Annotated in this window: 20 protein-coding genes and 4 tRNA genes; 12 read left to right on the top strand and 12 right to left on the bottom strand. The window is 63.1% G+C overall.

Features of this window, described 5'->3' with window-relative positions; all coding sequences use genetic code 11:
* Nucleotides 1-5 precede the first annotated feature (5 nt).
* The 3 genes from ELS24_RS08980 to ELS24_RS31685 are packed head-to-tail and all read left to right on the top strand — an operon-like array spanning nt 6 to nt 2,046.
* Nucleotides 6-329, top strand: coding sequence for a hypothetical protein (locus tag ELS24_RS08980; protein WP_127183879.1), 324 nt, complete (start codon nt 6-8; stop codon nt 327-329).
* Nucleotides 326-1,672 carry a hypothetical protein gene (locus ELS24_RS08975; RefSeq protein WP_127183878.1) on the top strand — a complete coding sequence of 449 codons (1,347 nt, stop codon included), beginning with the start codon at nt 326-328 and terminating at the stop codon, nt 1,670-1,672. The genes ELS24_RS08980 and ELS24_RS08975 overlap by 4 nt, the downstream gene beginning before the upstream one ends.
* A complete protein-coding gene (locus ELS24_RS31685) occupies nt 1,669-2,046 on the top strand; it encodes a helix-turn-helix domain-containing protein (RefSeq protein ID WP_370641184.1) in 378 nt (125 codons plus the stop codon). The genes ELS24_RS08975 and ELS24_RS31685 overlap by 4 nt, the downstream gene beginning before the upstream one ends.
* On the opposite strand, the gene ELS24_RS08970 is transcribed toward ELS24_RS31685, so the two are convergent.
* The 7 genes from ELS24_RS08970 to rnr form a co-directional block, all read right to left on the bottom strand.
* Nucleotides 1,967-3,082 carry a site-specific integrase gene (locus ELS24_RS08970; protein ID WP_127183877.1) on the bottom strand — a complete coding sequence of 372 codons (1,116 nt, stop codon included), beginning with the start codon at nt 3,080-3,082 and terminating at the stop codon, nt 1,967-1,969. The two genes, ELS24_RS31685 and ELS24_RS08970, sit on opposite strands and share 80 nt — an antisense overlap.
* 171 nt (nt 3,083-3,253) lie before the next feature.
* A tRNA-Val gene (locus ELS24_RS08965) sits at nt 3,254-3,329 on the bottom strand.
* Nucleotides 3,330-3,498: 169 nt separating this feature from the next.
* Nucleotides 3,499-3,771, bottom strand: a complete 273-nt coding sequence (locus ELS24_RS08960) for an HU family DNA-binding protein (RefSeq protein WP_003812968.1) — start codon at nt 3,769-3,771, stop codon at nt 3,499-3,501.
* 357 nt (nt 3,772-4,128) lie between these two features.
* Nucleotides 4,129-4,809 (bottom strand): Fe2+-dependent dioxygenase, encoded by a 681-nt coding sequence (locus ELS24_RS08955; RefSeq protein WP_127183876.1) that lies wholly within the window; start codon nt 4,807-4,809, stop codon nt 4,129-4,131.
* Between the two features lie 58 nt (nt 4,810-4,867).
* On the bottom strand, nt 4,868-6,112 hold the full coding sequence (locus ELS24_RS08950) for a cystathionine gamma-synthase family protein (protein ID WP_127183875.1): 1,245 nt from the start codon (nt 6,110-6,112) through the stop codon (nt 4,868-4,870).
* A 48-nt stretch (nt 6,113-6,160) separates the two neighbouring features.
* Nucleotides 6,161-6,898: a 23S rRNA (guanosine(2251)-2'-O)-methyltransferase RlmB gene (rlmB, locus tag ELS24_RS08945; protein WP_100857043.1), complete on the bottom strand. Its 738-nt coding sequence runs from the start codon at nt 6,896-6,898 to the stop codon at nt 6,161-6,163.
* Nucleotides 6,899-7,040: 142 nt separating this feature from the next.
* On the bottom strand, nt 7,041-9,506 hold the full coding sequence (gene rnr, locus ELS24_RS08940) for a ribonuclease R (protein WP_050445935.1): 2,466 nt from the start codon (nt 9,504-9,506) through the stop codon (nt 7,041-7,043).
* A 274-nt stretch (nt 9,507-9,780) separates the two neighbouring features.
* Here rnr and ELS24_RS08935 point away from each other — a divergent pair.
* A tRNA-Leu gene (locus ELS24_RS08935) sits at nt 9,781-9,865 on the top strand.
* Nucleotides 9,866-9,958: 93 nt separating this feature from the next.
* Nucleotides 9,959-10,043 (top strand) — tRNA-Leu (locus ELS24_RS08930).
* A gap of 236 nt (nt 10,044-10,279) precedes the next feature.
* Here the strand turns inward: ELS24_RS08930 and ELS24_RS08925 are convergent.
* The gene (locus ELS24_RS08925) at nt 10,280-10,891 is read right to left on the bottom strand and encodes a tRNA-uridine aminocarboxypropyltransferase (RefSeq protein WP_127183874.1); all 612 of its coding nucleotides are present in this window, start codon (nt 10,889-10,891) and stop codon (nt 10,280-10,282) included.
* A 140-nt stretch (nt 10,892-11,031) separates the two neighbouring features.
* On the opposite strand from ELS24_RS08925, the gene ELS24_RS08920 reads away from it, so the two are divergent.
* Nucleotides 11,032-11,116: transfer RNA gene (locus ELS24_RS08920), tRNA-Leu, on the top strand.
* 143 nt (nt 11,117-11,259) lie between these two features.
* Here ELS24_RS08920 and ELS24_RS08915 read toward each other — a convergent pair.
* Nucleotides 11,260-11,709 carry a GNAT family N-acetyltransferase gene (locus ELS24_RS08915; RefSeq protein ID WP_370641185.1) on the bottom strand — a complete coding sequence of 150 codons (450 nt, stop codon included), beginning with the start codon at nt 11,707-11,709 and terminating at the stop codon, nt 11,260-11,262.
* A 112-nt stretch (nt 11,710-11,821) separates the two neighbouring features.
* Here ELS24_RS08915 and ELS24_RS08910 point away from each other — a divergent pair, with 112 nt between their 5' ends.
* The 5 genes from ELS24_RS08910 (at nt 11,822) to ELS24_RS08890 (ending at nt 18,143) form a co-directional block, all read left to right on the top strand.
* The gene (locus ELS24_RS08910; RefSeq protein WP_127186282.1) at nt 11,822-12,730 is read left to right on the top strand and encodes a DMT family transporter; all 909 of its coding nucleotides are present in this window, start codon (nt 11,822-11,824) and stop codon (nt 12,728-12,730) included.
* Nucleotides 12,731-12,758: 28 nt separating this feature from the next.
* Nucleotides 12,759-13,703, top strand: coding sequence for an AEC family transporter (locus ELS24_RS08905; RefSeq protein WP_127183873.1), 945 nt, complete (start codon nt 12,759-12,761; stop codon nt 13,701-13,703).
* A gap of 9 nt (nt 13,704-13,712) precedes the next feature.
* Entirely contained in the window at nt 13,713-14,993 is a 1,281-nt protein-coding gene (locus ELS24_RS08900; protein ID WP_127183872.1) for an arsenic transporter, read from the top strand.
* A gap of 168 nt (nt 14,994-15,161) precedes the next feature.
* The gene (locus ELS24_RS08895) at nt 15,162-16,385 is read left to right on the top strand and encodes a YeeE/YedE family protein (protein ID WP_050445940.1); all 1,224 of its coding nucleotides are present in this window, start codon (nt 15,162-15,164) and stop codon (nt 16,383-16,385) included.
* A gap of 117 nt (nt 16,386-16,502) precedes the next feature.
* Nucleotides 16,503-18,143 carry an FMN-binding glutamate synthase family protein gene (locus ELS24_RS08890; RefSeq protein ID WP_050445941.1) on the top strand — a complete coding sequence of 547 codons (1,641 nt, stop codon included), beginning with the start codon at nt 16,503-16,505 and terminating at the stop codon, nt 18,141-18,143.
* Nucleotides 18,144-18,179: 36 nt separating this feature from the next.
* Here the strand turns inward: ELS24_RS08890 and ELS24_RS08885 are convergent, their stop codons facing one another.
* The 3 genes from ELS24_RS08885 to ELS24_RS08875 form a co-directional block, all read right to left on the bottom strand.
* Nucleotides 18,180-19,556, bottom strand: a complete 1,377-nt coding sequence (locus ELS24_RS08885) for a phospholipase D-like domain-containing protein (RefSeq protein ID WP_240669545.1) — start codon at nt 19,554-19,556, stop codon at nt 18,180-18,182.
* A gap of 125 nt (nt 19,557-19,681) precedes the next feature.
* Nucleotides 19,682-20,014: a DUF883 family protein gene (locus tag ELS24_RS08880; protein WP_050445943.1), complete on the bottom strand. Its 333-nt coding sequence runs from the start codon at nt 20,012-20,014 to the stop codon at nt 19,682-19,684.
* Nucleotides 20,011-20,343 carry a hypothetical protein gene (locus ELS24_RS08875; protein ID WP_127183870.1) on the bottom strand — a complete coding sequence of 111 codons (333 nt, stop codon included), beginning with the start codon at nt 20,341-20,343 and terminating at the stop codon, nt 20,011-20,013. Before ELS24_RS08875 ends, ELS24_RS08880 begins: the two co-directional genes overlap by 4 nt.
* Between ELS24_RS08875 and egtD the strand changes: the two genes are divergently transcribed.
* Nucleotides 20,342-21,319, top strand: a complete 978-nt coding sequence (egtD, locus tag ELS24_RS08870) for an L-histidine N(alpha)-methyltransferase (protein ID WP_127183869.1) — start codon at nt 20,342-20,344, stop codon at nt 21,317-21,319. The two genes, ELS24_RS08875 and egtD, sit on opposite strands and share 2 nt — an antisense overlap.
* Nucleotides 21,320-21,344 lie beyond the last annotated feature (25 nt).

Genomic DNA, 21,344 nt, shown 5'->3' with positions numbered 1-21,344 from the left:
TGACCATGGCCGCCGAACTTTTCCCCGTCCCTGGCACGTTCCTGCGGCCGGTGGGCCGTCTCCCCTGGTTCCGCTTCTGCTACGAAGTCGTCCGCGTCATCCCCGAGAACGATGAAGGGCCGGACCACTGGACGATGCGCCGCTGGGGCTTGAACAACGAACACCAGCCGTTTCAAGACGACGGCCCGCGCGGCAACAAAGCCCTGCAATACCTCACCAACCTTGAGCGCGTGGCGCCGGGCGTCTGGAAAGACACCGTGGCGCACGACTACGAGCCGCTTTACTACCGCCTGATCGACGTTGGCGGGCAAAAGGATCTTTTCTCATGACCGACCAGAACATCGCCGCCCAGGCGGCCGGCAAAATCCTGACTTATCTTGGCTTCGCCCAGGCAATGAGCATGGAGCCCGGCGTCGATCGTCGGCGCGACCATATCCAGTCGCTGATCGAATCCACCCTGCTGTCCCAGCTGCGCGCGGAGGGCGTGCAGGCGGGCGAGCCGGTGGCCGATGAGCGGTGCAAGCGATGCGGCGGACCCGGCTGGTACACCAGCCACACCGCTGGATACCCGGAGTCGATTCCGTGCAGCGCCTGCAACCCTCAAGGGGTTTCGGTTGAACAACTGGAGAATGACCCATTCCTGGCTGCGCAGCTTTGGCGCAAGTCTGCGGACGCCGAGGGTTCGCCCTTGGAACGAATTCTGGAACACGTCAGCGAATACGGCGAAAGCATGGTGTCCAGCACCTTGCTGTCCGTTCGTTCGATTGCTCGCCGCAATGTGGAAACCCGAATTGCAGCAGAACTCGCCGCCCTGGCCAGCGCCCCTGTAGCCGATGAGCGGGCGGCTCCGATTAAGCGCTACTACCACGGGACGGACCGCATGCAGGAAACGGCATCGGGTGACTGGGTTCGGTACGACGATTATGTCGCCGCCCTGGCAAGCGCCCCTGTGGCGGGGGAGGCGAAGCCGGGCGATTACGTGCAGTCGGTGCCGGATCACTGTGACCGTATCGTATGGCGGGGTCGTTACTACGCTTTGGGGCGCACGGCGATTCTGGCCGGGGACGCCTATGGACATAAGCCCGTGCCTGTGGACGCAAGCTCTGGACATAGCGCCTCTGTAGCCGGGGAGGCGCAGCCGGTGGCGTGGCGTGCCCTCTGGACGCTGCCGACGCCCGGCGTGACAGCCTGGCACGACACACGCAAGGTAGCACCGCCCGACGAGGCAGAAATGCGCGCGAAGGGCTATAGCCTAGAGCTGGCGTTTGCCGCGACCCAGGCCAGCGCGGAGCCGCTGGCACGTTACTGCCCTGGATGCGGCAGCGTCGGCCCTGTAGGGGACGAATACCGGGACTGCTGCCCGGATGGCAATCAAGCCCGCATGATCCCCGCACGCCTGGCGGAAAAGTGCCGCGACACCTTCAGGCTTGCGATCCAGACTCTGCTGGCGGATGCGGCGGCAAATGACAGTGCCACGCCCCAGGCCACCGAGGCGGTGCGCATCCTGTTCCCCACTCACCTGCGCAAGATGTGGTCAGGCGGCGAGGTGCAGGCGTGGCTGGACAACCATCAGGGCATCACACCGCCGACGCCCAACGCCAAGGGCAGCCTGGAGCGCTACAGGGATTGGAAAGCCGAACCGGCCGAGGTAAACAAGGACCAAACGAAATGACTACGCAGAGCAACAATGCCCAGGCGGGCAACCTTGGCCTGCCAGCCCCCGTACAGACACGCGGAGCGCGCGTTCAGCGTTCCCCCGCGCAATTCGGCGCAAGTTCGCCCACCACTGGTGTGCAGGGCGCCGCTGAATTACTCAGCGTTCACCCAAAAACCGTTCTTGGTTTGATCGATGACGCCGCCATCCCCGCCGCCAAGGTCGGGCGGGCCTACGTTATGCTGGTCAAGGATGTTTTGGGGTACCTGGAGAAGATGATCGTCACGCAGACCAGCGCCAGGATGCGGGCGCCTACCAAAGCCCAGCGGCAAGGTCAGAACCGCGCAGGTTCGCGTAGCGCATCATCATCCGCTGACTCTTGTGGCCGGTAATTTTCATGATCTGCGTTTCCGAAAGCTGAGTGCGCTCAAAAAGGCGACTCGTGGCTTCGTGCCGAAGGTCATGGAACCGTAAGTCTTCGCATCCAGCCTGTTCGAAAATATTCGCGAATAGCTTGGACAGAAAGTCACTGGTTGCCGGCAAGGAGGCATCCTCGCCGTTCCACCAGGGGAACAAGAGCGCATCGGGTGCGATCTGACGTTCCAACATGTGGGACTCCAGCAAGCCGCGCGCAATACTCGACATGGGCACCTGGCGCTTGTCCCCGTTCTTGGTCTTGTCCAGAAAGATAGTCCGCTTGGGCAAATCCACTTGATGCACCCGCAGCGTGTACATTTCCCGCAGCCTCATCGCAGATTCCAGCGCGAGCTGGTACAGAAGGCGCAGCGCCACCCTGTCCGGTAGCGGATAGGGCTTATGCTTCCTTGCAAGCTCGCCGCCATCGATGACCGCTAAGATTGCTTCATTCTCGCCCCGTTCAAGCCGGCGATCACGCTCCTGATCGACGCGCTTCACGCCCCCGGCCTTGACTCGATCCTCTTCGGTGTATTGGGCGTACCCGTTCGGTAAGGACCGGAACGGGTGATCTGGCATCGTCAGATAGCCCTGCCGCATCCCCCAATCAGTGCACCGCGCCAAGGCGCCCACGCGCGCCCTGATCGACGCGGGTGCCAGCCGCTCTATGCGTTTCATGGCCGAAATCCAATTGTCCACCCAGGCCGCCGCGATGCCCCGAAGCGGGGTTCCGCCCTCCATGCGTACCACCACACGAAGCGCCGCCACATCCTTGGGGGACGGGTGGGCGTTCCGCTGGTACTCACGGTCAAGATCGGCAATCGTCAAAATGCGGCTTTCGGCGCGGTGTTCCGCCGGCACGATGCCGTTGTCTAGCAGCGCCTCCAGTCGGGAGGCATATGCGTCGCCCTCTTCCTCGGAAGTGAACGTCATGTAGATGGGCTTTTCCAGCACGCCTGCGCGCTTGAAAATGTATTCCCAGGTGCCGTTCGCCCGCTTTCTCTTTCCTGCCACCGCTGCCCCCGCGCCTACTCGTTAAGAGCGGCCAATGTAGGGCGTAGGACGGTTGGTAGCAAGCTCTTTATGGTTGGTTGAGGCTCCCTTAGACTCCCTATTCGGGTGGCAAAAGGGCAATAAAAAAGGCACTTGGCTGAGCCTAAGTGCCTGATTTAACGCGCTTTTGGGTGGTGGGTGCTACAGGGGTCGAACCTGTGACCTACGCCTTGTAAGGGCGCCGCTCTACCAACTGAGCTAAGCACCCGATCCTGACACTTTCAGTGCTGCTTGAACACGATGACTCGTTCAAGGCAGTGACCAATTCGCAGCCAACTCGGGGGACTCAAAAGCAATACGCGGGCCGGAGTATACCGGACCGCGTCGTTGTCGGCAAATCGCGTGGGGCCGGTGCCCAGCGACCGCCTTGCCGTCGATTAGTTGACGGCGTCCTTCAGGGCCTTGCCCGGACGGAACTTCGGCACCTTGGCCTTCTTGATCTTGATGGTTTCGCCCGTGCGCGGGTTACGGCCGGTGCGAGCAGCGCGAGCCGACACAGCAAACGTGCCAAAGCCAACCAACGTTACCGTGCCGCCTTTCTTCAGCGTGGTCTTGACGGCACCGATCAGGGCGTCGAGCGAACGGCCGGCAGCAGCCTTGGAGATATCGGCCTTGCTGGCGATGTGATCGATGAGTTCAGTTTTGTTCATTCAGGTGTACCCCTCACAAGGTATGGAGTCTGGCGAGACCGTGGGGTTCATGGCTGTCATGAGGGGACGCCACCAACTAATCGCAAGGTCCGACAAACGACGAACAGACAGTGGATAGACTTTTCTTGCGCTGCAAAAGCACAACTTTTAAACTGCTGCGCCGCCTAGGATTTGATGACATAAATGTCTTCAAACCGTCAGCGACGCAGAGGTGTATTAGGCCTTGGCGCAGAGCGGCTGTCAAGCAAAAACCTCACCACAACCCGCGCCAATACTAGCTTTTAGCCGTTTTCGCAATATACACAAACGCGCATTTCGGGGTTTGCGCGACACCGCCAAAAACACTTCAAGCCTGAATCAAACATCCGCCCAGCGGCGCAGCAAATTATGATAAATGCCGGTCAGCTGCACAAGGGATGCGTGCCCCGCCACGTCCTGGTTCAAGCGCTGTATCGCCACGTCCATATCCAGCAGCAATGCTCGCTGGCTATCCTCGCGCACCAGGCTTTGCATCCAGAAAAACGAACTGACACGCGCACCGCGCGTCACCGGGTTCACCTTGTGCAGGCTGGTGCCCGGGTACAGCACCATGTACCCCGCTGGCAGCTTCACCGCGCGTGGACCATAAGTGTCATCAATGACGAGTTCGCCGCCGTCGTAGGAATCAGGCTCCGAGAAAAACAGCGTGGCGGACAAGTCCGTGCGCACGCGCTCGGCTGTACCCGTGATGCCGCGCACCGCATTGTCCACGTGATAGCCGAAGGCCTCGCCGCTCTCATAACGGTTGAACAGGGGCGGGAAGATCTTGCGGGGCAAGGCAGCCGACATGAACAGGTTGTTCGTGGCCAGCCGCTGCAAGATAAGGTTGCCCAGCTCCTGCGCCAGCGGATGCTGCTCGGACAACTGGCGGTTGCGCTTGACCTCGGCGGACTGGTAGCCCGCCGTGACCTTGCCGTCCACCCATTCGGAGGCATCCAGCCTCTGACGGATATCAGCCGCCTCGTCGGGCGTGAAAACGTCTGCAATCTGTATAAGCATGAGCCGGGGGTCCTTGAAGCGCGCCAGTCGCAAAGACGCCCGGCGCGCGGTTGCCGAATTATCCCTTCAGGCAACCATTGAGCGCCTGATCGAAATCAAACAGCAGATCGGCCTCGTCCTCAATGCCGACCGACACGCGGATCAGGCTGTCCGCAATGCCCATTTGCTTGCGACGTTCGGCGCCCATCTCGTAATAGATGGTGTGCGCGGCCGGCAGCGCCAGGCTGCGGGTGTCGCCCAGGTGCGTCGCCATCAGCACGATGCGCAGGCGGTTCAGGAAATCAAAGCAGTCCACCCCATCGGCCAGCTCCACGCCCAGCAGGCCGCCAAAGCGCGAGCCGAACAAGGCGGCGGCGCGCGCATGCTGCGCGTGGCCGGCCAAACCGGGGTAATGCACCTTGGCCACGCCAGGGTGTTCGTTCAGAAGGCGGGCCAGCGCCAGCGCGTTGGCGCAGTGTTTGGCCATGCGCAGCGCCAGCGTTTCGGCGCCAACGGCGATGCGGTGCGCGGGCTCGGCCGCCAGCGTGCCGCCCATGTCGCGCAAGCCCTTCTTCTTGATCTGGGTCAGCCCCCACGCCGTGGACGGGCCCTTGCGATAAGCGTCATAGATATTGGAATAGTCGACCCAGTCATACAGGCCGGTGTCCGTCACCGCGCCGCCCAGCGCGTTGCCATGGCCGCCGATATATTTCGACAGCGAATTCATCACCAGCGACGCGCCCACCGTCGACGGGCGGAACATCCAGGGCGACGTCAGCGTGTTGTCCACGACGTAGACCAGATTTTTTTCGCGGCAGATCTCGCCGATCACCGCCAGGTCGGCAACCTGCGTGCCCGGGTTGGCGATGGTTTCCGTGAAGACCATGCGCGTATTGGGCTGAATGGCCGCGCGCACTTGCGCCGCGTCCGTCGCATCCACGAAAGTGATTTCAACACCCAGCTCAAGCAGCGTGCCCAACAGGCTATTGGTATTGCCGAACACAAATTGGCTGGACACCATGTGGTCACCACGGCGCAGCAGGGTCGTGAAGATAGCCGACAACGCCGCCATGCCGGTAGCGAAGCTGACGGTGCCCTTGCCGCCTTCCATGTGGTTGATCTTGGCTTCCAGCGCCGTGGTGGTGGGCGTGCCCTGGCGCGCGTAGGTAAAGCCCGCCTTGCCCTGGAACACTGCCGCCAGTTCACGCGCGTCGTCGTAGGCGAATTCCGACGACGGATGCATCGGCTTGTGCACCGCTCCGTGCTCGACGGATTGTTGGCGGTCGGAATGGAGGATCGTGGTGGTAAAGCCGTTCTGGTGCATGATGGGCTGACGTGTAAAAAAAGCGGGAAAAGAATCGGACGGAACGGCTCAGGCTTTGCGCTGACGCACGGTTTCGTACAGGCAGACGGCGCTGGCCACGCTGACGTTCAGGCTTTCCACCGAACCCAGCATTGGAATGTTCACCAACTGGTCGCAGGTTTCGCGGGTCAGGCGTCGCATGCCCTCGCCTTCGGCGCCCATGACCCAGGCCATCGGCTGGCGCGCGTCGATCTGGTGCATGCTCTCGGTAGCCTGGTCATCGGTGCCCACCAGCCACACGCCGCGATCCTTCAGGCTGCGCATGGTGCGCGCCAAGTTGGTCACCATCAGGTAGGGGACGGTATCGGCCGCGCCGCAAGCCACGCGCTGCACGGTGGCATTCAAACCCACCGCGCGGTCGCGCGGCGCGATCACGGCATGCACGCCGGCCGCATCAGCGGTACGCAGGCAGGCGCCCAGATTGTGCGGGTCCGTCACGCCATCCAGAATCAAAAGCAGCGGCGGCCCTTCGATCACATCGAGCACTTCGTCCACATCCACGGCCAGCTGGCGCTCGTCGGCCAGGGCCACTACGCCTTGGTGGCGCGTACCGCGCGACAGCCCGTCCAGGCGCTCCATCGGAACCGGATGCACGCGGCAGCCCGCCTTCTCGGCCTGTTCGATGAACGTCTGCATGCGCTTGTCGCGGCGCGACGCCTCGACATAGATTTCCTTGATCGACTCGGGCGCGTGGCGCAGCCGCGCGACAACCGCGTGAAACCCGGCTAGAACTTGGGTCGACGCCATAAATGCAATACCTTTAGATAAACGAATACCCGCCCCAAAGGGGGCGGGCCACCGGACCAAGCCGGCCATCAACGCAATGTTACCCCTTATGGCCGCGCCGCCCTACGGCGGGCTGACCATGAAGGGGCCATCAACCCAGCGGTCAATGGCGCTTGTGCGTCGCCTTTTTTGCCGGAGCAGCGCGCTTGGCCGTCCGAGGCGGCTTGCCCGCCTTCTTGGCGTCCGCGCGGCGTTCCTTGGCGGTCTGGCCTTTCAGCGCAGCCGGTTTCGGCGCCGCCGCCTTCTTTACCCTGCGCACCGGCTCGTCGGGACCCCGGGCCGACGCCTTGCGCAAGGCGTCGAAACTCGTGCCCTGCACCAGGCGGAACTCAATACGGCGGGCTTCCAAGTCAACACGCGCCACCTGCACCTGCACCTTGTCGGTCAGGCGGTAGCGCATGCCCGTGCGCTCGCCGCGCAGTTCATGCAACCCGTCGTTGAATTGGAAGTACTCGCCACCTAGTTCGGAGACATGCACCAGCCCTTCAACGTGCAGCGTATCCAGCGTGACGAAGATGCCAAAGCTGGCGACGCCGGTCACGGTGCCGCTGAAGTCCTCGCCCACACGTTCCTTGACGAACCAGCACTTGAGCCAGGCCTCGACGTCGCGAGACGCTTCGTCGGCGCGGCGCTCGGTGGCCGACAGCACCAGGCCCATCTTTTCCCAGATGGCCTGTTCGTGTTCTTTCTGCGTGCGCCCGATGACCACCGCGTGGTCATCCAGGCTGGGCACATAGCGCTGCCCGGCCAGCAACGCCTTGATGACACGGTGCGTCAGCAGGTCGGGATAGCGGCGAATGGGCGACGTGAAGTGGCTGTAGCCCGGGTAGGCCAAGCCGAAGTGGCCCATGTTGTCGGGGCTGTAGACGGCCTGTTGCATGGATCGCAGGCACATCGATTGCAGCAACTGGTAATCAGGACGGCCGCGCACGGTGTCGAGGAAGTCGCCGTAGTCCTTGGCCGTGGGCATATCGCCCCCGCCCAACGACAGGCCCATTGTGCGCAGGAATTCGCGCAGCGACTGCAGACGTTCCGGCGTGGGGCCTTCGTGAATGCGGTACAGGCCCGGATGCTTGCTGCGCGTCATGAAATCAGCCGCGCAGGTGTTGGCGGCCAGCATGCATTCTTCGATCAGCTTGTGGGCATCGTTGCGCACCGACGGCACGATTTGTTCAATACGGCCCAGTTCGTTGCAGACGATCTTGGTTTCGACGGTGTCGAAATCAATGGCGCCCCGCTTCTTGCGGCCTTGCACCAGCAATTGGAACAGCTCGTACAGATGCTGGACATGCGGCAACACGTTGCGCATCGCGGCGGCGGCGGGGCCACCAGGCTGTTGCAACGCCGCCCAGATGTTCGTGTAGGTGGTGCGCGCATGCGAGTGCATCACCGCGTTATAGAACTGATAGGCCGTGACCGTGCCGGCCTTGGCGCCCGTCGCGGGGATCACCATGTCGCACACTAGCACCAGGCGGTCTACGTCGGGGTTCAGCGAACACAGCCCGTTGGACAGGGATTCCGGCAACATCGGAATGACGCGGCGCGGGAAGTACACGCTGGTGCCGCGCTCAATGGCGTCGTCGTCCAGCGCATCGCCGGGACGGACGTAATGGCTGACGTCGGCAATGGCCACCAACAGGCGCCAGCCAGGACGCTTGCGTTGGCCCGTGCCAAGCTCGACGGGCTCGCAATACACGGCGTCGTCGAAGTCGCGCGCGTCTTCGCCATCAATAGTGATCAGTGGCACATCGCGCAAATCAACGCGGTCTTTCAGATCGCTCTTGCGCACGACGTCAGGCAGGCGTGCAGCCTGCTTGCGAGCGGCTTCCGAAAACTCGACCGGCACGTCGAACTTGCGCACGGCAATTTCGATTTCCATGCCGGGGTCGTCGATCTCGCCCAGCACTTCTGCCACACGGCCCAGCGGCTGCGTGTGGCGCGTGGGCTGCTCGATGATTTCAACCGCGACCACCTGCCCATGCTGGGCGCCATTGGTATCGCTGGGAGGAATCAGGATGTCGTGCTTGATACGCTGGTCTTCCGGCACAACGATGGACAAGCCATGCTCGTGCAGGAAACGGCCCACCAGCTTATTGGTGCGGCGCTCAATGACTTCAACGATGGTGCCTTCCGGCTTGCCCCGGTATTCGCCGGTGGGTTTGACCAGTACGCGGTCACCATGCAGCACCTTGAGCATTTCGCGCGGGGACAGGAACAGGTCCGGCCCGCCATCATCGCGCAGCAGGAAACCGAAGCCGTCGCGGTGGCCCAGCACCTTGCCGGCAACGAAGTCCAACTTGGTGGCCAGCAGCAAGACGCCCTTGCGGTTGGGCATAAGCTGGCCGTCGCGCTCCATGGCGCCCAGGCGGCGTTCAAATCCGACCATCGTCGCCGCGCGCTCAACGCCCATGCGTTCGGCCAATTCCACCGGAGACAACGGCGAACCTGCGGTACGCAGCGCGGTCAGAATGGCTTCACGGGACGGGACGTCAGGGTCGAAGTCCGGCGGCGCTTCGGGCAAGGATGTTGATCTGTTGTTTTTCGATTCGTTATTCGATCGTTTTGCCAAAGCTAAAATTTCCGTATATAATGCGCAGCTTCTGTGGTTCGCCCAAGGCTGAACACTGAAGCAGAAATGGTCAGAAGGGCTGCAAATCAGGTGTCAAAACCATGCAACCCTGGGTCGAAAGACCACATTGTAAAACCAAGTGCGCTCAGGACGCATGTTTTAGTTAAGTCAGTATGTTGAAAACAACGCAAGTTGAAATCAACACACAGCGCTTAATAAAACCATGCAACTAGGGCCGCAGCGTATCACATAGTTCTGACAAGGTTCTCTCAGTGCCCAGGTGGCGGAATTGGTAGACGCGCACGGTTCAGGTCCGTGTGCCGAAAGGTGTGGAGGTTCGAGTCCTCTCCTGGGCACCACGGAATTTAAATCGAATCCGTTTTCAAACGGGTTGGATAGCAAAAATCAGCAATACCAGCAGCAAACCTGCTAGAGCAAATAGCTCTTCCAGTGCCCAGGTGGCGGAATTGGTAGACGCGCACGGTTCAGGTCCGTGTGCCGAAAGGTGTGGAGGTTCGAGTCCTCTCCTGGGCACCACCCGCATATAAGTCAGAACAGCGTCAGCGCTGGGTTGATAGCAAGGCTGAAGGCCCCGAATATCGAAAGATGCTCGGGGCTTTTGCTTTGTGCGCCAATAAGCGCAAGCGGCTGAGATTCGGGGCTGACATTCGGGGCTGAGATTCGATATATCGGGCGCATTATGCGATGCACCCGGTTTGCGCCCAACCAATTTGATTATTCGCCCTCTTCCCACCTAGCCATGGGTGCAGGCATTAACGCCACGGCACCTTGCGCTGCAAATGATGGCGCGCATAAAGATCCTCACCCATCCCTTCGATCTGCCCGTCGATCAGCGCTTCGAACGGCCGCAGCAAGGCGTCGACATTCATCGGGGCTTCAATCGCGTTCAAGGCGTGCGTCACCGCTTCGATGGTGGATAGCGCGCCCGGAATGTCGGCATGGCGCACGCGATAGCGCGTCGTCAGCCCCGGCGGCAACATCACACGCGGCAACGCCGCCAGCTCAGGGTTGATGTGCAGCAGCTTGCGCGCGTGCCCCCAGGTGCCATCCGGCACGATCAATTGAATTGGCTGATCCAGATCTCGGCCATAACCGGGCGTCAAGACGTCGGCGGCGGGCCCCGGAAACAGCAGGCGGGGTGCGTAGCCCGGTTTTTCCCACACGTCGGGCGTGAAGGTTTCGCCCACTACACGCCGCGCGCCAGCCAAGCCCAACACCGCCAACCTGGCCGTATTCAATGCATGGCGCGCTTCACTAGGGTGTTGCAACACCAGCAGATGGGTGCGGCATGACAAGGCGGGAATAAGCGGGCACAGACAGTGGGATTCGGGGCGCAGGCAACGCGTGCATAGGGCTCGGGACATGGGGCGACACTATAAACTCTTGCCTATAAACTCTTGCTTGCGTACGCCAAAAAAAATGTGCATAATCTCGCTTCTCTGCTGCTGAACCAGAAACGACGCGAAAGCGACGAACCCTGTGACGCAAAGGGGATAGCAACATAGCCCAGGTGGCGGAATTGGTAGACGCGCACGGTTCAGGTCCGTGTGCCGCAAGGTGTGGAGGTTCGAGTCCTCTCCTGGGCACCAATTATTACATCACGAGGTACCTGTCGTGATGCGCCAAGAAAAACCCCGTTCGTGAAAAAACGACCGGGGTTTTTTCTTTTCCGCGCGCCGACGTTGCAAGGCCCTGCTGTCAGCCAACGTCAGTTCGCCCTACTTGTGTTGCCCTACTTCAGTTCGCGCGTCATCACGACGTGCGGAATGCCGGCTTCGATGAATTCTTCGCCCTCGACGGTGAAGCCATGCGCCTCATAGAAACCGGCCGCGTGTTTCTGCGCGTGCAGCACCAGCATGCGGTGCCCGTCGCCATGGCCCTGCTCGATCAAGGCGGTAAGCAACTGAGCGCCCACCCCCTTGCCACGCGCCCGCTTGTGAACGGCCATGCGGCCGATATGCCCATCGGGCAAGAGGCGGCCGGTGCCCATCGGCGTGCCGTCGGGGCCATAGGCCACCGCATGCACCGACACGGCGTCGTCGTCGTCCAGCTCTACCTCCGGCGGCACCTTCTGTTCAACCACGAACACCTCATGGCGGACCGAATAGGCGTCTTCGCGCAGGCGGTCCCAGGTCCCCAGGGCAATACGCACCGCTGATTGCTTGTTGGTCGACATCTGCATTTCCTCGCGTACGGCTCATCAACAATAAATATCCTACGCCGCATTCTCGCAGGGATGACAACGAGACGAAAAGGGGTACGATCGCGGCTTGCCCTCGTTGCCCGCACCCAACATGACGCCCGCCGCACCCCCGACCTGGTTGAAAGCCGCCCCCGCGCTTTTCCTGTTGTTGTGGTCCAGCGGCTTCGTGGTGCTGAAGATCGGCCTGGCTTATGCCGACCCGCTGACGTTCCTGGCGGTGCGCTACGCCTGTGTCGTGCTCATCCTGGCGCCATTCATGCTGATCATGCGCCCACCGCTTCCGCGCGGCGCGCGCGCATGGGGCCATCTGGCCATGGTCGGTGTGTTGCTGCAGGCCGGTTATTTCTGCTGCACCTATCTGTCGCTCAAGCTGGGCATGTCCGCTGCGGGGCTTGCGTTGATTGCATCGCTGCAACCGATTCTGATCGGCCTGCTGGCGCCCATGATCGCGCATGAACGGGTCGACGCCCGGCGCTGGACGGGGCTGGGCCTGGGCGTTGCGGGCGCCGCGCTCGTCATCGTGGCCAAGGCGTCCATCGACGTACTGGCGCCGCTGGGGCTGCTGTTCGCCGTGGGCGCGCTGCTTTGCATCACCAGCGGCACGCTCTACGAAAAACGCTACGGCACGGCGACGCATCCCATCACGTCCAACATGGTGCAGTACGCCGTCGGCCTCGCCGTGACGGCGCCGCTGGCCTTCGCCCTGGAACCCATGCACATCGAATGGACCGGCCCGCTGCTGGCCGCGCTGGCGTATCTGGTGGTGGGAAATTCGCTGGTCGCCATCACCTTGCTGCTGACCATGATCCGGCACGGCGAAGCCTCGCGCGTGTCCGCCTTGTTTTTCCTGGTGCCGCCCTGCGCCGCCATTTTTGCGCTGTTGGCGCTGGGCGAACCCATCCCGGCGCTGGCGTGGCCGGGCATGGCCTTGGCCGCAGGGGGCATTCTGTTGGTCACCCGCAGCGCGCGCCAGAATCCACATCCGCCCAAAGTAGAATGAGCGCCTTCCCGCGCCCACTCCCCCAACCATGAACGCCGTCATCACTGCCGCCCTGCCGGTCTTTGCGCTGATCCTGACCGGCTGGCTGGCAGCCCGGGGCAAGGTACTGGGGCCTGGCGCCACCGACGCCTTGAACCGCTACGTGGTCTACCTGTCGTTGCCGGCGCTGCTGTTTCGCGCGATGACGCAGGTGGATCTGGCGCATATGGCGCACTGGGGCTTTGTGGCCGCCTTCGCCGGCGGCATTGCCGTCACCTTCCTGGTGTCTTTTCTGCCCGGCCGTGGCGGACGGCGCCCGCTGACCGACCGCAGCATCGAAGGCCTGGCGGCGTCCTATGCCAATGCGGGCTATATGGGCATCCCCTTGTGCGTGGCGCTGTTTGGCGCGGAAAGCCTGGCGCCCGCCGCGTTCACCACACTGCTGACCGCCAGTGTTTTATTCGGCTTTGCCATCGCATTGATCGAATTCGACCGGCAACAAGCCCCCAACGCCGCCGCCACGCTGCTCAAGGTTGGCCGCGCGTTGATGCGCAACCCCTTGCTGGCCGCGCCGGTGCTCGGCCTGGCGTGGGCGGCCACGGGCCTGCCCCTGCCTGACGGCATCGACCGCTACGTTGCGCTGCTGGGCGCATCCGCCAGCCCCTGCGCGCTGGTCACCATCGGCTTGTTCCTGGCGCAGACGGAAACCGCCACCGCGGGCCCCGGCGTACTGCGCCTGGTGGTCGGCAAGCTGCTGCTGCAGCCCACCGTCACCGCCGTGCTGGCGTTCTACGTGTTTTCGATGCCACCGCTGTGGGCCTGGACCGCCGTGCTGATGAGCGCGCTGCCCATCGGCACGGGCCCTTTCATGCTGGCGAAGATGTACGGGCGCGATGCCCGCGTGACCTCGCGCGCCATTCTTGTTTCCACCGTTGCATCCGTGCTCACCGTCAGCGTGCTGGTGGCCTGGATCAGCGCCCATCCTATTTCCTGATCGCCTGTCATGCTGCTTGCCGCCGCCATTTTCATTCTGACCATCACGCTTGTGATCTGGCAGCCAAGAGGCTTGTCCATCGGCTGGAGCGCGGTCATCGGCGCCGGCCTGGCCTTGGCGACTGGCGTGGTCCACGTGGCCGACATCGCGGATGTCTGGCGCATCGTCTGGAACGCCACCGCCACCTTTATCGCCATCATCATCACCAGCCTGATCCTGGACGAAGCCGGCTTCTTCGAATGGTCCGCGCTGCATGTGGCGCGTTGGGGCGGCGGACGCGGACGGCTGCTGTTCGTGCTGATCGTGCTGCTGGGCGCCGCGGTGTCGGCATTGTTCGCCAATGACGGCGCGGCCCTGATCCTGACGCCCATCGTCATGGAAATGCTGCTGGCGCTGGGTTTCGGGCCCGGCGCGTCGCTGGCTTTCGTGATGGCGGCGGGCTTCATCGCCGATACCGGCAGCATCGCGCTGATCGTGTCGAACCTGGTGAACATCGTGTCGGCCGACTTCTTCGGCATCGGCTTTGGCGAATACGCCTCGGTGATGCTGCCGGTCAATCTGATGGCGGTGGGCTCCACGCTGGTGGTGCTGCTGCTGTTCTTTCGCAAGAGCATTCCGCCACGTTATGACGTCAGCCAACTGCCCGCCCCCGCCTCGGCGATTCGGGATCCCATCACCTTTCGCGCTGGCTGGATCGTACTGGGCCTGCTGCTGACCGGGTTCTTCGTGCTGGAGCCGATGGGCGTTCCGGTCAGCGCCATCGCGGCGGCCGGCGCGCTGGGCCTGCTGTTGATCGCGGGACGCCAACACATCGTGGGCACGCGCAAGATCATGCGCGAAGCGCCCTGGCACATCGTGATCTTCTCGCTGGGCATGTACCTGGTTGTGTACGGCCTGCGCAACGCCGGCCTGACCGCGCATCTGGCCCGGGTGCTGGACTGGTGTGCCCAATATGGCTTATGGGGCGCGGCAATGGGCACGGGCCTGATCACGGCATTTCTGTCGTCCATCATGAACAACCTGCCCACCGTGCTGGTGGGCGCGCTGTCGATCGCCGACACCAGCGCCACGGGCCCGCTGAAGGACGCCATGATCTACGCCAACATCATCGGCAGCGACCTGGGCCCGAAGATCACGCCCATCGGCAGCCTGGCCACCCTGCTCTGGCTGCACGTGCTGGCGCGCAAGGGGCTGCGCATCACCTGGGGTTATTACTTCAAGGTGGGCATCGTGTTGACGCTTCCCGTCTTGCTCTTGACTCTGGCAGCGCTGGTGTGGCGTTTGCAGTGAATACGGCGGATCTCGGTCGCAGTGTCCGCTAATAACTTTTTGCTATTAACCAATCATTAATTGATGGTTTGAGCAATTAAGCCACCACCGTAAACTTTCATCCTTCTCCACGGGCGCCCTATCTTGCGCCCGTTTGCTTTGACGAATCCGATCCCACCGGGATACCCCATGAGCACCAACGCCTCGACCCTGCCCCTGCCCTCGGCCCTGCCGCCGCTACAGATCAACCGCAAGCCGCTGTGGATTGCCTTGCTGCTGTTGCTGGCTGGGGCGCTGTATCTACTTCAAACCGTCAGTTGGCGCCAAGGTGCGCTGTGGGTCGTCGGCGCGCTCTTGGGCATCACGCTGTACCACGCCTCTTTCGGCTTCACGCAGGCCTGGCGTGTCTTTGTGTCCGACCGCCGCAGCGCGGGCCTGCGCGCGCAGATGCTCATGCTGGGTGTGGGCGTGCTGCTGTTCTTCCCCTTCCTGGCGGCGGGCACGCTGTTTGGCCAGCCGGTCACGGGTTTTGTGTCTCCGCCCGGCGTGTCGGTGCTGCTGGGCGCGTTTCTCTTTGGCATCGGCATGCAGTTGGGCGGCGGCTGCGCGTCGGGCACCTTGTTCGCGGCCGGGGGCGGCAATACGCGCATGCTGGTCACGCTGCTTTTCTTTATCGTAGGCTCGGTCATCGGCACCGCCAACTACAGTTGGTGGTCCACGCTGCCCGCGTTGGCGCCCACCTCGCTGATCAAGGCCTGGGGCCTGGCGCCCGCGCTGATCGCCAATCTGGCTGTGTTCGCGCTGATCGCCTGGGGCGCAACCGTCCTGGAAAAGCGCCGCCACGGGCATGTGATTTCCTTCGCGTCGCGCACGGCGCGCCCCGCCTCCTTGCTGCAAGGCCCGTGGCCCCTGATCTGGGGCGGCGTGGCGCTGGTCGTGCTGAACTTCGCCACGCTGGCCTTGGCTGGCCGCCCCTGGGGCATCACGTCGGCGTTCGCCCTGTGGGGCGCCAAGGCCTTGAATGCCGTCAGCGGTGACGTGGCAAGCTGGGCCTATTGGGCCAAGCAGCCGTCGCTGGTCGCTCCGCTGCGCCAGGACGTCACCACCGTGATGGACATCGGCTTGATGCTGGGCGCGCTGGCCGCGGCCAGCGCCGCGGGCAAGTTTGCCCCGGTATGGAAGGTTCCGGCGCGCTCGCTGGCGGCTGCGGTCATTGGCGGCCTGCTGCTGGGTTATGGCGCGCGCCTGGCCTTCGGCTGCAATATCGGGGCCTACTTCAGCGGCATCCTGTCGGGTAGCCTGCACGCCTGGCTGTGGCTGCCGGCCGCCTTCGCGGGCAGTGCATTGGGTGTGCGGCTACGCCCCGCCTTCGGCCTGGCGGTCGAAAAAACCCCGCCAGCTTCCGCTTGCTAATGGCCCACTGCTGAAAAACAGTGTTCCACGCTCGGCCCCCTGTTTTCAGGGGGCTTTCTTTTTTGGTCACGGCCGCCTGGTGTATGGTTGCTGCATTTCCGCATCACGGAGAGGAACATGAGTTGGATACTTGGCCGTTACACGGCCTTTTTGTTGACCCTGGCCGGCGCTGCCGTCACCGCCGTCCTGGCTTTCACAAGTTCGCTCTGGTGGCTGTGGGCCGCCGTTCCTCTGGCGATGCTGGGCGCGCTGGGCGTGTATGACCTGATCCAGACCCGCCACGCCATCCGCCGCAACTACCCCGTCATCGGCAACCTGCGTTTCCTCTTTGAGTTCATTCGGCCAGAGATCCGCCAGTATTTCCTGGAAGACGATACGCATGCGGCGCCGTTCTCTCGCGCGCAACGCTCGATCGTTTACCAACGCGCCAAGCGCGAAGTCGACAAGCGTCCGTTCGGCACGCAGGAAGATGTTTATGGCGACCGCTATGAGTGGATCAACCATTCCATGTCGCCCTCGCACATCAACGACACCGATTTTCGCGTGACGGTGGGCGGCCCCGATTGCACGCAGCCCTATTCCATGTCGGCCTTCAATGTGTCGGCCATGAGCTTCGGCGCACTGTCGGCCAACGCCGTGCTGGCCCTGAACGAAGGCGCGCGCCAGGGCAACTTCGCGCACGACACTGGCGAAGGCGGCATCAGCCGCTACCATCGCCAGCCTGGCGGTGGCCTGGTGTGGAACATCGGCTCGGGCTATTTCGGATGCCGCGACGAACACGGCGCCTTTTCGGAAGAAGCCTTCGTCAAGAATGCCTGTACGCCGCAGGTGAAGATGATTGAAATCAAGCTGTCCCAAGGCGCCAAACCCGGCCATGGCGGCATCTTGCCCGCAAGCAAGGTCACGCTGGAAATCGCGGAGGCGCGCGGCGTCGCTCCTTGGCAAGACTGCAATTCCCCGGCCAGCCATTCGGCCTTTGACACGCCCATCGGGCTGATGAAGTTCGTGGCGCGGTTGCGGGAATTGTCGGGCGGCAAGCCGGTGGGCTTCAAGTTCTGCGTGGGTCACCCGTGGGAATGGTTCGCCATCGTCAAGGCCATGCTGGAAACCGGAATCACGCCGGACTTCATCGTGGTCGATGGCGCGGAAGGCGGCACGGGTGCCGCGCCCGTGGAATTCGTGGACCACGTGGGCACACCACTGCGCGAAGCGCTGCGCCTGGTGCACAACACCCTGATCGGCGTGAACCTGCGCGACCGCATCAAGCTGGGCGCATCGGGCAAGATCATCACCGCGTTCGACATGGCGCGCGTAATGGCCATGGGCGCTGACTGGTGCAATGCCGCGCGCGGCTTCATGTTCGCCATCGGCTGCATTCAGGCGCAGGCTTGCCATACCGGCAAATGCCCCACGGGAGTCACCACGCAAGACCCCTTGCGGCAACGCGCGCTGGTGGTGCCGGACAAGGCCCAGCGCGTGGCCGACTTTCATCGCAATACGCTGCACGCGCTGGCCGAACTTCTGGCCGCCGCCGGCTTGACCCACCCCGGCCAGTTGCGCCCGCATCACATCGCGCGCCGCATCTCGTCGAGCGAAATTCGCCTGCTGTCGGCGTTGTTTCCTGAATTGGCGCCGGGCGAGCTGCTGCGCGGTGAATTCCGCCATCAGGTATTCCGCGTGGGTTGGGCGATGGCGCAAGCCGAGTCGTTCCTGCCCACGCAGGACATCACCACGGCGCTGGCCGAACACCGCGCATAGCGCGCAGGCCCTTGGGGCGGATGGACGACGCGCCGGCTACAACCAGCGCTCGAACATCCGCGAAAAGGTTTCCATGAAGCGGTCGTCGATGCCTCGCTGGCCCCATTCATCCTGAGTGATGGGCACCGAGTCAGCAACGTCGCGCTGGAACAAGGCTTCCATTTCAGCGGCGAATTCCGGCCCCAGCACCACCGCGTTGATCTCGTAGTTCAGGGCAAAGCTGCGCCAATCCATATTGCTGGAGCCCACGGTGGACCACACGCCGTCAACCACCGCCGTCTTGGCATGCAGCAAGGCGTCGCGCCGCTCATAGAGCTTTACGCCGGCATCAAGCAGATCGGTGTAGTGCGAACGCCCTGCATGGAAGACCAGCGACGAATCGCTGAACCCCGGCAGCACCAACACCACATCCACCCCCCGCCGCGCGGCCGCCGACAGCACGTCGATGAAGGCGGGATCGGGCACAAAGTACGCCATGGTGATGTGGATCGACTTCTGCGCGCTTTCGAACGCGGACATCAAGGTCAGATAAACGGTATAGCCGTCGCTGCGGTCAGGCTGGTTGGCAAGGATGCGCACGGTTGTTGACCCGACGGGCGGCGCCACATAGGTGCCGCCGCCCTTGATGGGTTCGTCGGATTGCGACGCCCACCCCGCCTGGATCACCTGCTCCAGTTGCGCCACCGCCGGCCCTTCAATGCGCAGATGCGTATCGCGCCATGGCGCGACCTTGGCATCGCCCGTGGCCTTCTGGTCGTCTGCCTTTGCGCCGCCCCCGCCGCCCGCGCCTGGGCCGGAACCCGACGCCGAGCCTGGCGACGATTCATAAACACTGCTGACGTTGATGCCGCCTACGTAGCCCACCTTGCCGTCCACCACCAGCACCTTGCGATGGTTGCGCTGGTTCGGCGACCAACCCGCGCGTGCGGCTGCCGGGTTGACGGGGTTGAACACCGCCACTTGCACGCCCGCATCGCGCAGGTGTTGGAACAAGGCATCGGGCGTCTTGATGGTGCCAACCGCATCCACCATCAACGAAACCTCGGCGCCGCGGTTGCGCGCGGCGATCAGGGCTTCGGCAAAGCGCGCGCCTTCCGCATCGTCGTCAAAGATATAGGTTTCCATGTGCACGTAGCGGCGAGCCTGCGCAATGGATTGCAGCATGGCGCGATACGTACTGGGCCCGTCAGCCAACAGCTTGACGCGGTTGCCGGGCGCTAAAGGCGCGCCGCTGACAGCCTGCTCCATCGCCAGGTGCCTTGCCAGGAAATCATCTTTGGGGGTGTTGGGGTCCGCCGCGATGCCATGCCCGCGGCGGTAGCTTTCACGCGCTGCATCGGCGGACAGGCCGGCCTGCGCCTTGCGCGCCTGGCGCTCCCGCGCATCGGGCACACTGGCGCAGCCAGCCGCCATGGCGACGGCGCAAATCAGCCACAGCGCACGCCCCCAACGGCGCGCGCCGGACAAGCTTGCAGGCTTGCCCGGCGCGAATTCTGTCCGGCACAGGGCCGGAGGCGGCCTCATAAGAGAAGCCCGATTTAACGCCGGCCGCTTGCCACCAGGCACCCCAGCACAGCGCCCAACAGCGCTGCCACGCCCACCGACTTCCAGGCGTTTTCATGCACATATTCATCGGCGTAGGCCTTGGCGCGATACGCACGTTCGCGCGCCGCGCCTTCCCAATCGCCCGCATGGTGGCGGGCTTCGGCCAGTTGCTGCTTCAAGCGCGCGCGCGCGGATTCAATTTCGGAGCCCGTGTAGGAAGCCGTCGAGCGCAAGAGATCTTCAGTGCCGGCGACCAGGTCGCGGAAGCTGTCGTTGACCCGATCGCGATGCAGAGCCATCTCGGCGCGTTGGTGCTTTCGATTCATAGTCGCTCCTTGAAAATGTTGGGCCCATGGGGCGTCATCCCGTTGGGATGTCGTCCTGTTGACCAGATCTGCATTGTGCCGATCATTCGGCGCCGCCGCTCCAGCTTTCGCAACCAGCCGTAATTCGATATTTCAGCGGCGGGGACGATCGGATCGGAACTTGCTGGTAAGGACGCAAGAAGCTTGGCCCCGTTTTTCGGCCCGGCTTCGATTTCGTAAAAGTCCATTGCATTCGGCGGCTTGGCGCTTGACACCGCAACCCCCCTCGCCGCCACAATACCCCTCTTGCAATGCGCTTCAACCGCCTCGGAAAAAAGGAATGAACGCATGGTTTCCCCTTCTGCAGTGCTTGCCCACGCCGTCTCCGATTTTTTCGAGTCCGGTTCCCAGGCGCCCAGCCCAGAGCAGATCGAATTGCGCGACGGCCTGCTGGACGACCCCGCTCATATCGACCCCAAGTACCTGTACGACGCGCTGGGCTCCTCGCTGTTCACCGCGATCACCCAACTGCCCGAGTACTACCCCACCCGTTGCGAAGCCGAGATTTTTCAACGCCATGGCCAAGCCATCGCGAGCCACATCGGGCCGGTGCAATCCATGATTGACCTGGGCGCGGGCGATTGCGTCAAGGCCGAGCGCCTGTTCGCCCGCCTGAAGCCTCAGCATTACATTCCGATCGACATTTCGGTCGACTACCTGCAGACCGCCGTCGAACGGCTGCGGCTGTCGTACCCGGAATTGAACGTCACCCCGGTCGGCCAGGATTTTTCGCAAGCGCTGGCCCTGCCGGACGGCATACCCGACGCGCAGCGGCTGTTTTTCTATCCCGGTTCCAGCATTGGCAACCTCAGCCCTGAAGATGCGCACGCCATGCTGCAGCGCATCCGCGCGCAATGTGAGGGCGGCGGCCTGTTGCTGGGGGTGGACCGCGTCAAGCCCAAGCAAGTGCTGGAGCCCGCCTACGACGACGCGTTGCACCTTACCGCCGCGTTCAATCTGAATCTGCTGCGGCATGTCAACACCGTGTTGGATGCCGATTTCGACGTTCCGGACTGGCGCCACCTGGCGCTCTTCAACAGCGCGCGGTCGCGCGTGGAGATGCACCTGGAAGCCTTGCGCGACGTATGCGTGAGCTGGCCCGGGGGCGAGCGCGAATTCCGTGCTGGCGAACGCATCCATACCGAAAATTCCTACAAATTCACGCCGCAAGCGTTCGCGGACCTGCTGCAACGCGCCGGCTTTCACGACATTGCCCACTGGTCGGACTCACGCGGCTGGTTTTCGGTTTTCAGCGCCCGCGCCTGACGCGCGCTTTCCCCTCAACGCCACT

Source organism: Achromobacter spanius, from assembly GCF_003994415.1.
Taxonomy (GTDB): Bacteria; Pseudomonadota; Gammaproteobacteria; order Burkholderiales; family Burkholderiaceae_B; genus Achromobacter; species Achromobacter spanius_C.
Note: the sequence above shows the minus strand (reverse complement) of the source record. Positions and strands in the feature narration are given on the sequence as shown.

Excerpts from the sequence above, each read along its gene's own strand:
- ELS24_RS31685 (WP_370641184.1), top strand. The coding sequence starts at position 1,669 with ATGACTACGCAGAGCAACAATGCCCAGGCGGGCAACCTTGGCCTGCCA.
- ELS24_RS08880 (WP_050445943.1), bottom strand. The coding sequence starts at position 20,014 with ATGAATCGAAAGCACCAACGCGCCGAGATGGCTCTGCATCGCGATCGG.
- ELS24_RS08885 (WP_240669545.1), bottom strand. The coding sequence starts at position 19,556 with ATGGCGGCTGGCTGCGCCAGTGTGCCCGATGCGCGGGAGCGCCAGGCG.
- ELS24_RS08900 (WP_127183872.1), top strand. The coding sequence starts at position 13,713 with ATGCTGCTTGCCGCCGCCATTTTCATTCTGACCATCACGCTTGTGATC.
- ELS24_RS08890 (WP_050445941.1), top strand. The coding sequence starts at position 16,503 with ATGAGTTGGATACTTGGCCGTTACACGGCCTTTTTGTTGACCCTGGCC.
- ELS24_RS08980 (WP_127183879.1), top strand. The coding sequence starts at position 6 with ATGGCCGCCGAACTTTTCCCCGTCCCTGGCACGTTCCTGCGGCCGGTG.
- ELS24_RS08925 (WP_127183874.1), bottom strand. The coding sequence starts at position 10,891 with ATGTCCCGAGCCCTATGCACGCGTTGCCTGCGCCCCGAATCCCACTGT.
- ELS24_RS08875 (WP_127183870.1), bottom strand. The coding sequence starts at position 20,343 with ATGCGTTCATTCCTTTTTTCCGAGGCGGTTGAAGCGCATTGCAAGAGG.
- ELS24_RS08960 (WP_003812968.1), bottom strand. The coding sequence starts at position 3,771 with ATGAACAAAACTGAACTCATCGATCACATCGCCAGCAAGGCCGATATC.
- ELS24_RS08910 (WP_127186282.1), top strand. The coding sequence starts at position 11,822 with ATGACGCCCGCCGCACCCCCGACCTGGTTGAAAGCCGCCCCCGCGCTT.
- ELS24_RS08895 (WP_050445940.1), top strand. The coding sequence starts at position 15,162 with ATGAGCACCAACGCCTCGACCCTGCCCCTGCCCTCGGCCCTGCCGCCG.
- ELS24_RS08955 (WP_127183876.1), bottom strand. The coding sequence starts at position 4,809 with ATGCTTATACAGATTGCAGACGTTTTCACGCCCGACGAGGCGGCTGAT.
- ELS24_RS08905 (WP_127183873.1), top strand. The coding sequence starts at position 12,759 with ATGAACGCCGTCATCACTGCCGCCCTGCCGGTCTTTGCGCTGATCCTG.
- egtD (WP_127183869.1), top strand. The coding sequence starts at position 20,342 with ATGGTTTCCCCTTCTGCAGTGCTTGCCCACGCCGTCTCCGATTTTTTC.
- ELS24_RS08915 (WP_370641185.1), bottom strand. The coding sequence starts at position 11,709 with ATGCAGATGTCGACCAACAAGCAATCAGCGGTGCGTATTGCCCTGGGG.
- ELS24_RS08975 (WP_127183878.1), top strand. The coding sequence starts at position 326 with ATGACCGACCAGAACATCGCCGCCCAGGCGGCCGGCAAAATCCTGACT.
- ELS24_RS08950 (WP_127183875.1), bottom strand. The coding sequence starts at position 6,112 with ATGCACCAGAACGGCTTTACCACCACGATCCTCCATTCCGACCGCCAA.
- rlmB (WP_100857043.1), bottom strand. The coding sequence starts at position 6,898 with ATGGCGTCGACCCAAGTTCTAGCCGGGTTTCACGCGGTTGTCGCGCGG.